Raw genomic sequence first — 16,024 nt, 5'->3', positions numbered from 1 at the left:
TCAGTTCCCGCTTGTCAGTCGCACGGAAGGCAAACTCCATGGGCTCCGCGAACGGCAGACACCGCCGTCCTCGTCAGGCACCCGCCATCGTCGTCGCCGCGGGTGTGACCGGATCGGCCATCGCCATTCCGCTCCTCGGCGCGGCGGGCGCACACGCGGCCGACGCCACCACCTGGGACCGGGTCGCGGAGTGCGAGAGCGGCGGCATGTGGAGTGCCGACCTCGGCAACGGCTACTACGGCGGCCTGCAGTTCTCGCAGGAGACCTGGTCGGCGTACGGCGGCACCGCCTTCGCGGAGCGGGCCGACCTGGCCAGCCGTTCGCAGCAGATCGCGATCGCCGAGAAGGTCCTGGACGACAAGGGCCCGCAGGCGTGGCCGAGCTGCGCGGTGATCTCGGGCCTCGCGGTGGACGGCGGCCTGCCCGGTGTCGACCCCGGCACGGTCCCCTCCGCCGACCCCGTCAGCCCCACCACTCCCACTCCGGACCCGACGACCGCACCGGCGGACGAAGCGGATGAAAAGGGTGGAGCGGAGGATTCCGGCAAGACGGACTCCACCGGCACGACGGGTAAAACCGGCAAGGGGGAGAAGAGGGATGGAGGCGCCACATCCGACCCTGCGGCGAAGCCCTCCACGTCCCCCGCCGCAGGAAAGACCGGAACCCCCGGCTCTCCTGACGCCTCGCAGCCCGCCACCTCCGCCCCCGACGCCTCGAAGGGCGCCGATCGCACGGGCGGCAAGCACCGAGGCGCGCCGGCCCCCGAGGAGGCCGACGCGGTGGGGCAGGAGGACGGCCCGCGCGAGTCAGGCCGGCACGCCTCGCGGGGTGAGGGTGACGCGCGGGACGGCGGCGCGGTCGCCGGCGGCGGCTACACCGTGCAGCCCGGCGACAACCTCTGGGCCATCGCCGACGCGCAGGAACTCCCGCAGGGCTGGACCGGTCTGTACGAGGCCAACAAGGACCTCCTCGGCTCCGACCCGGACCTGATCCTGCCCGGACAGAGCCTGGACCTGGGGCTGGAGCAGGCCGGTCAGCAGGACGGTGAGCAGGAGGGCCAGGCGGGCGCTCCGGAGGGCTCCGAGGCGCCTGCCGCCAACTGATCGAATTCGGGAAAACGCCCCAAAAACGCGGGTAGTTCAGAGGCCTATGTCCACTTATGCGTAAGTGAGACATGGGTCTCTTTGCTGCAACTGGCGCGTTGCGTCCGCCTCCTCGGCGTAGATCGCCTCCGACCTGCGGAAACACTCCGTCAGGGCAGGCAAGTAAGCGCTGATTGAGGCGGTATGTCCATCTTTGAATGTCGGGGTTGCCTGTGTTTACGGTCGGAACCGCTCGCACCGCGGGCCCCGTCGACCGTCACGCCGAATCCTGCCGTCGGTCGAAGGGAACAGACGCGTAAAGCGCCGTAGGCAGGAGCGGGGGACCCAGGTAGGCCGCCGGGTCCGGACGGCCTCGTCGAAGACGGGGACGTACGGGAACGGCTTGGGGTGAAGTCGCGCGCAAGGTCGCGCGACCGGGCAACTCATCAGCCCGAACCCGACAGCTCACCTCGTAGGCGTCGGTGAGGAGATCCGTTCCATGCTGCTGAACAGCAAGGGCAAGCACCGCCGCCCCTCGAAGGCCGTCCGTCTCGCCACCCTCGCGGGTGTCACCGGTGCCGCCGTGGCCGTCCCGCTGATGGGTGCGACCAACGCTTCCGCCGCCTCCGTCGAGACCTGGGACGCCGTCGCCCAGTGCGAGTCCGGCGGCAACTGGTCCATCAACACCGGTAACGGCTACTACGGCGGACTGCAGTTCTCGCAGTCCAGCTGGGCCGCCGCCGGCGGTACGCAGTACGCCTCGCGCGCCGACCTGGCCTCCAAGGACCAGCAGATCGCCACCGCCGAGAAGCTCCTCGACATGCAGGGCCCGGGCGCCTGGGCCTGCGCCGGCGCGGGCGGCCTCACCAACGACGGTGTGGACCCGGGCGTGAACGCCGGCTCCGGCCAGTCCGCGAGCAAGCCCGAGCAGGCACAGCCCGAGCGCAAGGCCGAGCAGCCCACCACGCGCAGCGAGCAGCGCGAGGCTCCGAAGGCCGAGAGCTCCAAGAAGACCGTCACCACGCCGACCGGCGAGAAGGTCCAGAAGGGCGACGGCGAGTACAAGGTCAAGACCGGCGACACCCTGAGCAAGATCGCCGAAAAGGAAGGCGTCAAGGGCGGCTGGAGCAAGCTCTTCAAGCTCAACGACGACATCGTCAAGGAAGCGGACCTGATCTTCCCGGGTCAGCAGCTCCACCTGAAGTAACAGCCGTCTCTCCTCCCCGGAGGGAGGGGGTCCGGCGGCACCCTCCCTCGCTCGGCTCCCCGGCCCGGCGCGCTCTCCCCCCGTGCGCGCCGGGCCGGGATTCTTCCGCGTGAAGGGCGCCGGCGGGCGAGGGGATTCGTTCACCTCTTGTCGCCAGCACTTGTTACCAGCCAGTAGATTTCTGGAGTTTTGTCCCGTGATGCTGGCCCTTGGGTCCTTTTTCGTCCCAGGAGACGGGCGGTCGGCCGACTGACGCGGCCGGGCCGGTTAGGCTCGTGTCGCAAGGCCACAGTGACCCTGCACAACCAGCGTCATATCCCAGAAGGAGATGCCTCGTGCCGTCCATCGACGTCGTCGTAGCCAGGGAAATCCTCGACTCCCGGGGCAACCCCACGGTCGAGGTCGAGGTCGGCCTCGACGACGGCAGCACCGGCCGTGCTGCTGTTCCGTCCGGCGCCTCCACCGGCGCCTTCGAGGCCATCGAGCTTCGCGACGGCGACCCCAACCGCTACCTGGGCAAGGGCGTCGAGAAGGCCGTCCTCGCCGTCATCGAGCAGATCGGCCCGGAGCTCGTCGGGTACGACGCCACCGAGCAGCGCCTCATCGACCAGGCGATGTTCGACCTGGACGCCACCGAGAACAAGGCCTCGCTCGGCGCGAACGCCATCCTCGGTGTCTCGCTCGCCGTCGCGCACGCCGCCTCCGAGGCGTCCGACCTGCCGCTCTTCCGCTACCTCGGCGGCCCGAACGCGCACCTGCTGCCCGTTCCGATGATGAACATCCTGAACGGCGGCTCGCACGCCGACTCCAACGTGGACATCCAGGAGTTCATGATCGCGCCGATCGGCGCGGAGTCGTTCTCCGAGGCCCTGCGCTGGGGCGCGGAGATCTACCACACGCTGAAGAAGGTCCTCAAGACCAAGGGCCTGTCCACCGGCCTCGGCGACGAGGGCGGCTTCGCCCCGAACCTGGAGTCCAACCGCGCCGCCCTGGACCTCATCGTCGAGGCCATCAAGGAGGCCGGTTACGTCCCGGGCCGCGACATCGCGCTCGCGCTCGACGTCGCCGCGTCCGAGTTCTACAAGGACGGCGTCTACGAGTTCGAGGGCAAGTCCCGCTCGGCCGCCGAGATGACCGAGTACTACGAGGAGCTCGTCTCCGCGTACCCGCTGGTCTCCATCGAGGACCCGCTGTACGAGGACGACTGGGCCGGCTGGAAGGTCATCACCGACCGCATCGGCGCCAAGGTGCAGATCGTCGGCGACGACCTCTTCGTCACCAACCCCGAGCGCCTGGCCCGCGGCATCGAGGAGGGCTCCGCCAACGCCCTGCTCGTCAAGGTCAACCAGATCGGTTCGCTGACCGAGACCCTGGACGCCGTCGAGCTGGCCCAGCGCAACGGCTTCAAGTGCATGATGTCGCACCGCTCCGGCGAGACCGAGGACGTCACCATCGCCGACCTCGCCGTCGCCGTGAACTGCGGCCAGATCAAGACCGGCGCCCCGGCCCGCTCGGACCGCGTCGCCAAGTACAACCAGCTGCTGCGCATCGAGGAGATCCTCGACGACGCCGCGGTGTACGCCGGCCGCTCCGCCTTCCCGCGCTTCAAGGGCTGACCCGCAGCCCTTGGGCGGTAGCCTCCGTCCGTCCCCGCACTCGGTCCCGTACCGTGTGCGGGGACGGACGTGCGTCAGAGCTTGTCGTCAAACTGCCGCCCGCCGGGCGGCGTCTGGCACGCACGCTCGCGGCGTTGCCGAAAGGGCCGAGTAGCTCAGCTACGAGACCGTCTCGGCGCCTTGCGATCGCACGCACCAGTCGCCGCCCGGCCGCCCTTCGGGCGACGACGGCAGTTCGACGACAAGCTCTGGGAGGCGGGAGACATGGCCGGGAAGGACCGCGACCGGTTCTCCACCGCGACCAGGCTGCGGTTGCTCGGCGAGCAGACCGCGGCCCGCGTGTACCGCTCCCAGAACCGCCGCCAGGCCCGCCGCTCCCGGCTCACCGGCCGGGCCGCGTTCCTGGCGCTGGTGGTCTGCTCCCTGATCGTCGCGCTCGCCTATCCGATGCGCCAGTACGTCTCCCAGCGCGACGAGATCGCCGAGCAGGAGCGGCTCTCGCAGGAGGCGAAGGCGCGCACCGAGGAGCTGCGGGACGAGAAGGCGCGGCTCCAGGACGACGCGTACATCATGCGGCTGGCCCGCCAGCACCTCCACTACGTCCTCCCCGGCGAGACCGGCTACACCGTGGCCGACCCCGACGCGGCGGAGGACCGGCGCGGAGAACCGGGCGCGAACCACCGCCCCTGGCACTCGAACGTCTGGGACGGCATCGACAGCGCCGACCGCGACTGACCCCCCTCGCACCACCTCTTTCCTTCTACGAGCTTCCGAGCAGAACCAAGGCAGGCATGGAAACGCCCCCTCCGCAGACCGAGTCCACCAAGCCCACCGACGCGGACATCGCCGCGTTCGAGCAGCAGCTCGGCCGCCCGCCGCGCGGCCTGCGCGCCATCGCGCACCGCTGCCCGTGCGGCAACCCGGACGTGGTGGAGACCCAGCCCCGTCTGGAGGACGGCACGCCGTTCCCGACGACGTACTACCTGACCTGCCCCCGGGCGGCCTCGGCGATCGGCACGCTGGAGGCGAACGGGGTCATGAAGGAGATGACGGCCCGTCTGGAGACCGACCCGGAGCTGGCCGCCGCCTACCGGGCCGCGCACGAGGACTACATCACCCGCCGCGACGCCATCGAGGTGCTGGAGGGCTTCCCGAGCGCCGGCGGCATGCCGGACCGGGTGAAGTGCCTGCACGTCCTGGTCGGCCACTCGCTGGCCGCCGGGCCCGGGGTCAACCCGCTGGGCGACGAGGCCATCGCGATGCTGCCGGAGTGGTGGGCCAAGGGCGCGTGCGTCACGCCGTGTGCCGAGAACTCCGTGAGCTCCGACAGCTCCGACGGCTCCCAAGGACAGGGCGCATGACCCGGGTCGCCGCCGTCGACTGCGGTACGAACTCCATCCGGCTCCTCGTCGCCGACGTGGACCCCGCCACCGGCTCGCTCACGCAGCTGGACCGGCGGATGACGATCGTCCGCCTGGGCCAGGGCGTCGACAGGACCGGCCGGCTCGCTCCGGAGGCGCTGGAGCGCACCTTCGCGGCCTGCCGTGAGTACGCCGCCGTGATCGAGGAGTTGGGCGCCGAACGCGTCCGCTTCGTCGCCACCTCCGCCTCCCGCGACGCCGAGAACAGCGCCGACTTCGTGGCCGGCGTCCGGGACATCCTGGGCGTCGAGCCCGAGGTGATCACCGGCGACCAGGAGGCGCAGCTCTCCTTCGACGGCGCCACCAAGGAGCTGACCGGCAGCGACCGCCTGGCGAAGCCGTACCTGGTCGTCGACATCGGCGGCGGCTCCACCGAGTTCGTGCTCGGCTCGGACGGCGTCGACGCGGCCCGCTCGGTCGACATCGGCTGCGTACGGATGACCGAGCGTCACCTGACCGTGGACGGCGCCGTGGTGGACCCGCCCACCCACGAGCGCGTCGCCGCGATCCGTACGGACATCGAGGCCGCCCTGGACGTGGCCGCCGGGACCGTGGCGCTCACCGAGGCGGCGACGCTGGTCGGACTGGCGGGCACGGTCACCACGATCGCCGGAATCGCGCTGGAGCTGGCGGAGTACGACTCCGAGGCCATCCACCACTCCCGGGTCTCCCGGGGCCAGGTCCGCGCGATCACCGAACACCTCCTCCGGTCCACCCACGAGGAACGCGCCGCGATCCCCGTGATGCACCCGGGCCGCGTCGACGTGATCGCCGCGGGCGCCCTGGTCCTGCTCGCCGTGATGGAGCGGACGGGCGCGCACGAGGTCGTCGTCAGCGAGCACGACATCCTGGACGGGATCGCCTGGAGCGCCGCGTAACAGTCCGCTGGGGGCGCACGACATGACCGACACCGGCACGCCGCGCGGGGCCGTCGAGCGGATGGAACACCATCAGGTGGCCGTCTATCTCGCCGCGATGGCCCTCGGCGCCCTCCTCGGGCTCGCGGTGCCCGCCGCCGGGCCGGGGCTCGAACATCTGATCAACCCCGTCCTCGGCGCGCTGCTGTTCGTGACCTTCCTTCAGGTCCCGGCGGCCGAGCTGCTGCGCTCGCTGCGTGACGGGCGGTTCCTGACCGCCGCGCTGGTGGTGAACTTCCTCGCCGTACCGCTCGTCGTCGCCGCGATGTTCACGTTCCTGCCGGCCGACCGGGCGGTGCGGCTCGGGGTGCTCCTCGTGCTGCTCTGTCCCTGCGTCGACTACGTGATCGTCTTCAGCGGGCTCGCCGGAGGGTCGGCGCGCCGGCTGCTCGCCGTGACCCCGGTCCTGCTGGTCGCGCAGATGGTGCTGCTGCCGGTGTTCCTGTACGGGTTCCTCGGCTCCGGGCTCGCCGACATCGTGGAGGCCGGACCGTTCCTGGAGGCGTTCGCCTACCTCATCGTCATCCCGCTCGCGCTGGCCTGGGGGCTGCAGGCGTGGGCGGGGCGGCGGGAGAGCGGGCGGAGGGTGTCGGACGCGGCCACCATGACGATGGTGCCGCTGATGGCCGCGACGCTGCTGGTCGTCGTCGCCTCGCAGGTGCCGAAGGTGGGCGGGAACCTGGCCGATGTCGCCGCCGTCGTCCCGTTCTACGCCGCGTTCCTGGTGGTGATGGCGTTCGCCGGGAAGGCGGTGGCCCGGCTCCTTCGGCTGGACGCGCCCGGCGGGCGGGCGGTGGTCTTCAGCGGAGCGACCCGTAACTCTCTGGTCGTGCTGCCGCTCGCGCTCTCCCTCCCCGACCCGTACGCGATCGCCGCCGTCGTCGTGGTCACGCAGACCCTCGTCGAGGTCGTCGGCATGGTGGTCTACGTCCGCGCCGTGCCGCGCCTGCTGCCCGCTCAGCCGGAGCGTCACCTGCACCTTTGAGCCTCCGTGAGGCCCTGGTCGGCCGCTCGGGGGACCCTTCCCGGGACACGCCGCCACGAAGTTCGTGAACTTCTTCACAAGGAATTCGGCCCTCTTGGGCGCAATGAGGAGCCGCAAGGGCCGTCCGGTCCGTCCGCAGGGTCCTGCGGCCGTCGTACAGGGGTGTTCCAAGGGCGTTGCGTACGTATGAAAAGGGCGGCCGTCGCGGCGCTCCCGGAGGGCCAAGGGCCAGCTCACAGGCGGTCAGGAACGTTTCCCGGGGCGTTGCGGTTCCCTTGCGGTGTCATGACCTGGGTCACGTGGGCGGCGAAGTGTAGCAGAGGGTGGGTGAATCCTTGTGAAGGGGCTCACGAGCACCCCCCTGAGGGGAGGTGGATACTCGATGGCATGAGCACCACGGAGCGTCCCAGGATCCTCGTTGTAGGCGGTGGGTACGTAGGCCTGTACGCAGCTCGTCGCATTCTGAAGAAGATGCGATACGGAGAGGCGACCGTCACGGTCGTCGACCCGCGGTCGTACATGACGTACCAGCCCTTCCTCCCCGAAGCTGCCGCAGGCAGCATCTCGCCTCGGCATGTCGTCGTCCCGCTGCGACGCGTGCTGCCCAAGGCTGAGGTTCTCACCGGTCGTGTCACGACCATCGACCAGGACCGCAAGGTCGCCACGGTCGCGCCGCTCGTCGGCGAGGCCTACGAGCTGCCCTTCGACTACCTGGTCATCGCGATGGGCGCGGTCTCCCGTACCTTCCCGATCCCCGGCCTCGCCGAGCAGGGCATCGGCATGAAGGGCATCGAGGAGGCCATCGGCCTGCGCAACCACGTCCTGGAGCAGCTGGACAAGGCTGACTCCACGACCGACGAGGACGTCCGCCGCAAGGCGCTGACGTTCGTCTTCGTGGGCGGCGGCTTCGCCGGCGCGGAGACCATCGGCGAGGTCGAGGACATGGCCCGCGACGCGGCGAAGTACTACACCAACGTGAAGCGCGAGGACATGCGCTTCATCCTGGTCGACGCCGCCGACAAGATCCTTCCCGAGGTCGGCCCGAAGCTGGGCTCCTACGGCAGGGAGCACCTGGAGAGCCGCGGCGTGGAGGTCTACCTCTCCACCTCCATGGACTCCTGCGTCGACGGCCACGTGGTGCTCAAGAACGGCCTGGAGGTCGACTCCAGCACCATCGTGTGGACCGCCGGTGTGAAGCCGAACCAGGCGCTCGCCCGCTTCGGCCTGCCGCTCGGTCCCCGTGGTCACGTGGACACCTCCGAGAAGCTCCAGGTGCAGGGCACCGACTACATCTGGGCCGCCGGCGACAACGCCCAGGTGCCGGACATGATCGGCCGCCGCGCCGGCAACCCGAACGCCTGGTGCCCGCCCAACGCCCAGCACGCGCTGCGTCAGGCCAAGGTCCTCGGCGACAACGTGATCTCCGGCATGCGGGGCTTCCCGCAGAAGGAGTACAGCCACGCCAACAAGGGTGCGGTCGCCGGTCTCGGCCTGCACAAGGGCGTCGCGATGATCGTCATGGGCAAGGTGAAGATCAAGCTCAAGGGCCGTCTCGCCTGGTACATGCACCGTGGCTACCACGGTATGGCGATGCCGACCTGGAACCGTAAGATCCGGATCTTCGCCGACTGGACCCTCGCGGTCTTCCTCAAGCGCGAGGTCGTCTCGCTCGGCGCCATGGAGACGCCGCGCGAGGAGTTCTACGAGGCCGCCAAGCCGGCCCCGGCTCCGGCCGTCGCGGCCAAGCCGGAGGGCGAGAAGGCCAAGGCCTCCTGACCCTCCGGTGACCCGCTCCGCGAGGAGCGTCCCGCAGTCCCGCAGTACGCCCGAAGGGGCCGTCCGCCATCCGTGGTGCGGACGGCCCCTTCGGCGTGTCCGCGGCAGGGCGCGCGGCCTCGCGGAGGGCTTTTGCCCTTTCGTTGCCGGGTAGCGGGATGACGGAGCGTGGAGGAAGAGTTGACACAGACGTACCTCGTCATGGCGCCGATCCCTGCCACGGCGGGACTATGGGCACGTCGTTAGCGTCGGGCTTGTTGTGTTTGTCGGGAACACCACCACGGAGGTGTGCGCCATGGCACGCGCCGCATCGCGGCTGACCGCTCTTGCCGAAGAGTTGCTCTCGGAACCCCTACCGGTCCGCATCCGGGCCTGGGACGGCAGCGAATCGGGTCCGCCCGGCGCCCCCGTCCTCGTGATCCGCCACCGCCGCGCCCTGCGCAGACTCCTGTGGAAGCCCGGCGAACTGGGCCTGGCCCGCGCCTGGGTGGCCGGGGAGATCGATGTCGAAGGCGATCTGTACGAGGTGCTCGACCGGATCGCCGGGCTGGTGTGGGACCGGGGCGCCGACGCCAAGGACGCCGTCCACCCGCTCCGCGACCCCGCCGTACGCGCCTTCGGCCGCGGCCTCCTCCGGCTGGCCGGCCCCTGGCCGCCGCCCGCCCCGCCCGCCGAGGAGGTCCTCCGCCGCACCGGTCCGCTGCACACCAAGCGGCGCGACAAGGAGGCCATCAGCCACCACTACGACGTGGGCAACGACTTCTACAGCCTGGTCCTCGGCCCCTCCATGGTCTACTCCTGCGCCTACTGGGAGGACGGCGGCACCCTGGAGGACGCCCAGCGCGACAAACTCGACCTGGTCTGCCGCAAGCTCGCCCTGAAGGAGGGCGACCGCCTCCTGGACGTCGGCTGCGGCTGGGGCTCCATGGCCATCCACGCCGCCCGCGAGTACGGAGCCCGGGTCACCGGCATCACCCTCTCGCAGGAACAGGCCACCCACGCCCGCAAGCGCATCGCCGAGGCGGGCCTGACCGACCGGATCGAGATCCGCGTCCAGGACTACCGGGACGTCGGCGACGGGCCGTACGACGCGATCTCCTCGATCGGGATGGCCGAACACGTCGGCTCGGTCCGCTACCGGGAGTACGCCGATGACCTCTTCGCCCTCCTCAAGCCCGGCGGCCGCCTGCTGAACCACCAGATCGCCCGCCGCCCGGAGCGGGACGAGGACGCCTACCGCATCGACGCCTTCATCGACTCCTACGTCTTCCCGGACGGCGAACTCGCCCCGCTCGGCCGCACCCTGACGACCCTGGAGGAGGCCGGCTTCGAAGCCCGGGACGTCCAGGCGCTGCGCGAGCACTACGCGCTGACCCTGCGGCAGTGGGTGGCCAACCTGGAGCGTCACTGGGAGCAGGCGGTACGCGCCACCTCGCCGGGCCGGGCCAGGGTCTGGCGGCTCTACATGGCCGCCTCCGCGCTCTCCTTCGAGCACAACAAGATCGGTGTCAACCAGATCCTCGCCGTGCGCCCGCTGGACGGAGGCTCCTCCCGGCTGCCGCTGCGCACCCGCGCCTGGACGGAGGCTGCGGAGGGGGCGGGGGAGGCGGGCGGCTGACCCGTACGCGTCCCTCTGCCGTACGCGGCTGACCCGTACGCGTACCCCTTTAGTACGGCGTACGCCGGTGGTACGGGCGAGGGGCCGGTGCACCGCTTCCTCAGCGGTGCACCGGCCCCTCGTCGTCCCTTGCCGTCCCGTCCCGGTCCCCGGGACCCCGGCTACTCGGTCTTGATCGCCGTCAGCATGTTGAGCTTCGCGGCGCTGCGGGCGGGCCACAGCGAGGCGAGGACGCCCACCAGGCCGGCCAGGGCCAGGAAGACCGCGAGGCGGTCCCACGGGATGACCAGGGCGTAGCCCGGGATGTCGGCGGCCAGGGTCTGGCCGATCGCCCAGCCGAGGAAGACACCGAGGCCGACTCCGATCACCGCGCCGAAGACCGAGATGACGACGGCCTCCAGACGGATCATCCGCTTGACCCGGCCGCGGTCCAGGCCGATCGCCCGCAGCATGCCGATCTCCTGCTGACGTTCGAACACCGACATGGCCAGGGTGTTGACGACCCCGAGGACGGCGATCAGCAGGGCCATGGCGAGCAGCCCGTACATGATGTTCAGCGCGGTGTTGATGAAGCCGCCGAACATGTCACGGATGTCCTGCCGGTCCATGACGCTCATCGCCGGGTTGTCGCCGAGCGCGTTCACGATGGACTGCTCGTTGGCCTGGCTGGCGCCGCCGTCCGCCTTGATCCAGATCTCGCGGATCTCGGGGCGGGAGGAGGCGCTGTGCCGGTCGGCGAGCTCCTTCGGCATGACGAAGGGCGAGAGGAACTCGTTCTCCTTGTAGAGCGCCCCGATCGTGACCTTGCCCTTCTTCTCGTCGTCGAACGTCACGGGGAGGGTGTCGCCGGTCTTCCAGCCGTTCGACTTCGCCGTCTTGGAGCCGACGGCGACCTGGCCGTCCTTCAGCGTGGCGAGCGAACCGGAGACGGTGTCCAGCGAGAAGACCTTCTCCACGTCGCCCGGGGTGACGCCGGAGGCGGAGTGGTACTCCCCGTCCACCTGGAGGGACGTCGCCTGCTGCGGCGAGAGCGCGGAGACACCGTCCGCCTTCGACAGGGCGGTGAGGGCCGATTGGTCGAGGGAGTCGCCGCTGGCCATCGAGACCATGTAGTCGGCCTTGATGTTGTCCGTGGTCATCTTGTCGATGGCCTGGCCGAGGGTGACGCCGAGCACCGAGATGCCGGTGACCAGGGTCAGCCCGATCGCCAGGGCGGAGGCGGTGGCTCCGGTACGCCGCGGGTTGCGGACCGCGTTCTGCGAGGCCAGCTTCCCGGAGACGCCGAACAGCTTGGTGATCGCCGGCCGCACCAGCGCGATGACCGGGCGGGAGAGCAGCGGGATCAGGATGATGACGCCGATCAGCGCGAGGAACGCGCCGACCGCGACCAGGTAGCGGCCGTTCGTGCCGCCGGTGGCCGCGCCCCCGACGATGCCGACGGCACCCACCAGGGCAATGAAGCCGCCGATCGAGTTCCGTACGACCAGGGACTTGGTGGAGGCGGTGGCGTGCACGCTGCTCATCGCGGCGACCGGGGCGATCTTCGCGGCCCGGCGGGCGGGCAGCCAGGCGGCCAGGATGGTGATCACGACGCCGACGGCGAAGGCGGAGAGGATCGCGGTCGGCGAGACGATCAGCGGTCCGGCCGGGATCTTGCCGCCGAGCAGGCCCATCGCGGAGCGCAGCCCGGTGGCGAGGCCGAGGCCCAGGGCGAAGCCGATGACGGAGGCGAGCGCGCCGACGACGGCGGCCTCGATCAGGACCGAGCGCTTGACCTGGCGGCGTGTGGCACCGATGGCCCGCATCAGGGCCAGCTCACGGGTGCGCTGGGCGACCAGCATGGTGAAGGTGTTGGCGATGAGGAAGATGCCGACGAAGAGGGCGATGCCGGCGAAGGCCAGCAGCATGGTGTTGAGGCTTGTGAGACCGGACTCGATCTGCTCGGCCTGCTCGTCCGCCAGGGCCTTGCCGGTCTGCGCGGTGGCTTCCTCCGGCAGCAGGGGCGTGATGGCGTCCAGCAGCTTCTGGTCGGAGGCGCCCGAGGCGGCGGCCACGGTGGCGTTCTGGAAGACGCCGGGCTTCAGGTAGAGCTGCTGGGCGGTCGCGGTGTCGAACAGCACCAGGCTGCCGCCCGCGTTGACCGCGCCGTCCTCGGTGGTGAAGACACCGGAGAGCGTGTACTCCTTCACCGGGCCGTTGGTGGCGACCCGCACCGGGTCACCGACGCGGTACTTGCCCTTGGACGCGGTGTCCTTGTCGAGCGCGATCTGCCCGTTCTCCACCGGGCCGGTGCCCTGGGTGAAGTCGTACGCGGGGTCCTTGCCGTCCTTGCCGGGGGCGAAGTTGGCACCGGTGTTGGACCAGCCGTTGCCGATCAGCTTGCCGTCGGGGTCGGCGACCCCGGCGAAGCCGTCGACCCGGCCGGTGACGGAGGCCACGCCGTCCAGGGCGCGGATCTTCTCCAGGGTGGCCTCGTCGAGGCCGGGGGTCTTCTCGTCGCGGCCGCCGGCGTACGTCTCCACGGCGACGGCGACGTCGTCGTAGCTCTTGGCGGACTGGTTGCGGAAGGCGTTGCCGAGGGTGTCGGTGAAGACCAGGGTGCCGGAGACGAACGCTACGCCGAGCATGACGGCGAGCACGGTCATCAGCAGCCTGGCCTTGTGCGCGAGCACATTGCGCAGGGCGGTACGGAACATGTCTGTGTGTCCTGGGATGGGTTCCGGAAGGGGGACGGGGACGCGCGGGGTGCGGCGGCCGGGGTGCGGCAGGCGTACGGGGCCGCCGCGGGCGTCAGCTCGTGCGGCCCTTCGCGTCGAACGCCTTCATCCGGTCGAGGACGCCGTCGGCGGTCGGGTGCATCATCTGGTCGACGACCGCACCGTCCGCCAGGAAGATCACCCGGTCCGCGTAGGAGGCGGCCACCGGGTCGTGGGTCACCATCACCACGGTCTGGCCCAGCTCGCGCACCGAGTTGCGCAGGAAGCCCAGGACCTCGGCGCCGGAGCGGGAGTCCAGGTTTCCGGTCGGCTCGTCACCGAAGATGATGTCGGGCTGCGAGGCCAGCGCGCGGGCCACGGCGACCCGCTGCTGCTGGCCGCCGGAGAGCTCGGTGGGCCGGTGCTTCAGCCGCTCCGAGAGCCCCACCATGTCGATGACCTTCTGGAGCCAGGCGGCGTCGGGCTTGCGGCCCGCGATGTCCATCGGCAGCGTGATGTTCTCCAGCGCCGTGAGCGTCGGCAGCAGGTTGAAGGCCTGGAAGATGAAGCCGATCTTGTCCCGGCGCAACTGCGTGAGCTGCTTGTCCTTCAGCGTGGACAGCTCGGTCTCGCCGATGCGCACCGAACCGCTGCTGAAGCTGTCGAGACCGGCGACGCAGTGCATCAGCGTCGACTTGCCCGAGCCAGAGGGGCCCATGATCGCGGTGAACTCGCCCTGCGGGAAGTCCACGGTCACCCGGTCCAGGGCGACGACCTGCGTCTCACCCTCGCCGTAGACCTTCGACAGCTCCGTGGCGCGGGCGGCCACCGCGGTGGCGCGGTGAACGGTGGGGGTGGTGGTCACAGGGACTCTCCAGGATCGGTGATGCGGATGCATGCGGTGGTGACGTGGCCCGCGCTGACGGCGGTACCTCGGGACTACTCCATCGTCACGTCCCGATCGCCCGACGTCGTCACTCCCTGAGCCCGTTCCCGTGGCCCTCTTGAGTCGCATCAGAGGGGTGGGGCCGTCCTCCTCGGGTATGACATCGACCCTGACGCCTCATCCGACGGACACCTCCGTGACTCAGCGTGACCGACGCTTCCCGGCCCGCGGAGACGCCTTCGCGACCAGGGCCGGAGCCTCCCCGGGCACCCCGGATCCCGAGGGTGGCGCACCCCCTGGCGAAGCATGGCGCGCACCTGGCGCGTTGAGCCGTACGGGTGCGGCGACTTTCCGTCATTCCCGCAGGGCGTCCGGTCGGCCGGGATCGGGTGCGGGCGCGTGGTGAGGCCGCGCGAAAATGCTGACGGTCCCTCAAGCGGTCAATAAAATAGGACAACATCGCGCCACTGTTCCGCTGATCGGGGGACGCCCCCGGATAGGGTCAGTTGCCAACGCGGAGCCGCGTGGCACGCCCGGATGGTGGAACGTAGACACGGCGAGCTTAAACCTCGCTGCCCCTCGGGGGCGTGCCGGTTCGAGTCCGGCTCCGGGCACTACGCAGCGTACGGAGCGTGACCTGGACGGCCCTGTCCGTAGCCTCGGGCCGACGTCCCCCGTCCCCTGCCCGCGCGGGGCCTCATCCATCCGTGCCGGTACCGGTGATAAAGATCCTCCTCTGGCACTGGGTGCTTCCTTTGCCTACCCATTACTCTTGTCGCAAGGCCGCGCAGTGTGGCCATGGAGGAGTGAGATGAGGAGCAGCAACCCGGTCTTCTCGCGACGGGGGTTCAGCCGCGACAACGGCCACGCGGGCTTCAACGCGGCGCCGCAGGCCGGGGCCGCCACGACGGGCGCCAACCCGTTCGCGCAGGGCACCGCCGCAAACCCGTACGCCACCAACCCGTACGCCCAGCAGGGCACCCAGCCCGGCGCCCCGGCGCCCGCGCGCACCGACGCGATGACCATCGACGACGTGGTGACGCGTACGGCGATGACGCTCGGACTGGTCGTCGTGGCCGCCGCCATCGCCTGGTGGGTCATGCCGGTCGACCAGGCGAACCTGGGCAGTGCCTACGGCGTCGCCATCGGTGCCGCGATCATCGGCTTCGTGCTGTCGCTGGTGAACTCGTTCAAGCGCCGGCCCTCGCCGCCGCTGATCCTGCTGTACGCCGCGTTCGAAGGTGTCTTCCTCGGCATCGTCAGCAACATCGTCAGTGTCTACGTCGCCCCCGGCGCCGCGATGCAGGCGGTGCTCGGCACGATGGCGGTCTTCGCCGGTGTGCTGATCGCCTACCGCACCGGTCTGATCCGGGTCACGCGCCGTTTCTACGGCTTCGTGATGGCCGCCGCCATCGGCTTCATGCTGCTGATGATGGTCAACCTGCTGTTCGCCGTCTTCGGCGGCGGTGACGGCCTCGGCTTCCGCAGCGGTGCGCTCGGCATCATCTTCGGCATCGTGGCCATCGTGATCGGCGCGTGCATCCTCGCCCTCAACTTCAAGCAGGTCGAGGACGGCATCGCGTACGGCGCTCCGCGCGAGGAGGCATGGCTGGCCGCCTTCGGCCTCACCGTGACCCTGGTGTGGATCTACATCGAGATGCTGCGCCTGGTCGCCATCCTCCAGGGTGACGACTGACCGGAACGCACCGGTCGTCACCGGCGAGCACATCGGAAGGGCCCGCAGGCATCAAGCCTGCGGGCCCTTCCGCTTGCGCCGGTGGGGGAGAGGCATGTGTTGGCAGCGGGTGTGGGAGGGGCGC

The 16,024-nt window shown here is 70.3% G+C and carries 12 protein-coding genes, 1 tRNA gene and 1 riboswitch; of the genes, 11 read left to right on the top strand and 2 right to left on the bottom strand.

Annotation, left to right across the window (positions count from 1 at the left end; genetic code table 11):
* The first annotated feature begins 38 nt into the window (after window positions 1–38).
* The 9 genes from ACIRR8_RS25020 to ACIRR8_RS24980 all read left to right on the top strand — a co-directional run bounded on the left by ACIRR8_RS25020 (window position 39) and on the right by ACIRR8_RS24980 (window position 10,622).
* Window positions 39–1,103: a transglycosylase family protein gene (locus ACIRR8_RS25020; protein ID WP_404068787.1), complete on the top strand. Its 1,065-nt coding sequence runs from the start codon at window positions 39–41 to the stop codon at window positions 1,101–1,103.
* A 291-nt stretch (window positions 1,104–1,394) separates the two neighbouring features.
* Window positions 1,395–1,576: riboswitch (cyclic di-AMP (ydaO/yuaA leader) on the top strand.
* 5 nt (window positions 1,577–1,581) lie between these two features.
* Complete coding sequence (locus ACIRR8_RS25015) at window positions 1,582–2,289, top strand: transglycosylase family protein (protein WP_404068785.1); 708 nt, start codon at window positions 1,582–1,584, stop codon at window positions 2,287–2,289.
* Between the two features lie 335 nt (window positions 2,290–2,624).
* Entirely contained in the window at window positions 2,625–3,905 is a 1,281-nt protein-coding gene (gene eno, locus ACIRR8_RS25010; RefSeq protein WP_356746380.1) for a phosphopyruvate hydratase, read from the top strand.
* Between the two features lie 264 nt (window positions 3,906–4,169).
* A complete protein-coding gene (locus ACIRR8_RS25005; protein ID WP_404069431.1) occupies window positions 4,170–4,640 on the top strand; it encodes a septum formation initiator family protein in 471 nt (156 codons plus the stop codon).
* 56 nt (window positions 4,641–4,696) lie between these two features.
* Window positions 4,697–5,266: a DUF501 domain-containing protein gene (locus ACIRR8_RS25000; protein ID WP_404068782.1), complete on the top strand. Its 570-nt coding sequence runs from the start codon at window positions 4,697–4,699 to the stop codon at window positions 5,264–5,266.
* A complete protein-coding gene (locus ACIRR8_RS24995; protein WP_404068780.1) occupies window positions 5,263–6,204 on the top strand; it encodes an exopolyphosphatase in 942 nt (313 codons plus the stop codon). The genes ACIRR8_RS25000 and ACIRR8_RS24995 overlap by 4 nt, the downstream gene beginning before the upstream one ends.
* Window positions 6,205–6,226: 22 nt before the next feature.
* Window positions 6,227–7,228 carry an arsenic resistance protein gene (locus tag ACIRR8_RS24990; protein ID WP_404068777.1) on the top strand — a complete coding sequence of 334 codons (1,002 nt, stop codon included), beginning with the start codon at window positions 6,227–6,229 and terminating at the stop codon, window positions 7,226–7,228.
* A gap of 387 nt (window positions 7,229–7,615) precedes the next feature.
* Window positions 7,616–9,004, top strand: coding sequence for an NAD(P)/FAD-dependent oxidoreductase (locus ACIRR8_RS24985; protein ID WP_404068774.1), 1,389 nt, complete (start codon window positions 7,616–7,618; stop codon window positions 9,002–9,004).
* A gap of 295 nt (window positions 9,005–9,299) precedes the next feature.
* Window positions 9,300–10,622 (top strand): class I SAM-dependent methyltransferase, encoded by a 1,323-nt coding sequence (locus tag ACIRR8_RS24980; RefSeq protein WP_404068772.1) that lies wholly within the window; start codon window positions 9,300–9,302, stop codon window positions 10,620–10,622.
* 161 nt (window positions 10,623–10,783) lie between these two features.
* Here ACIRR8_RS24980 and ACIRR8_RS24975 read toward each other — a convergent pair whose 3' ends face one another.
* Entirely contained in the window at window positions 10,784–13,318 is a 2,535-nt protein-coding gene (locus ACIRR8_RS24975) for an ABC transporter permease (RefSeq protein WP_404068769.1), read from the bottom strand.
* Between the two features lie 94 nt (window positions 13,319–13,412).
* The gene (locus ACIRR8_RS24970; RefSeq protein ID WP_356746371.1) at window positions 13,413–14,183 is read right to left on the bottom strand and encodes an ABC transporter ATP-binding protein; all 771 of its coding nucleotides are present in this window, start codon (window positions 14,181–14,183) and stop codon (window positions 13,413–13,415) included.
* 552 nt (window positions 14,184–14,735) lie between these two features.
* On the opposite strand from ACIRR8_RS24970, the gene ACIRR8_RS24965 reads away from it, so the two are divergent.
* Window positions 14,736–14,818, top strand: a tRNA-Leu gene (locus ACIRR8_RS24965).
* Between the two features lie 197 nt (window positions 14,819–15,015).
* A complete protein-coding gene (locus tag ACIRR8_RS24960) occupies window positions 15,016–15,900 on the top strand; it encodes a Bax inhibitor-1/YccA family protein (RefSeq protein WP_404068765.1) in 885 nt (294 codons plus the stop codon).
* Window positions 15,901–16,024 lie beyond the last annotated feature (124 nt).

The sequence above is a fragment of the Streptomyces sp. NPDC101178 genome, assembly GCF_044767965.1.
Lineage (GTDB): Bacteria > Actinomycetota > Actinomycetes > Streptomycetales > Streptomycetaceae > Streptomyces.
This window is presented reverse-complemented; position numbering and strand designations above follow the sequence as displayed.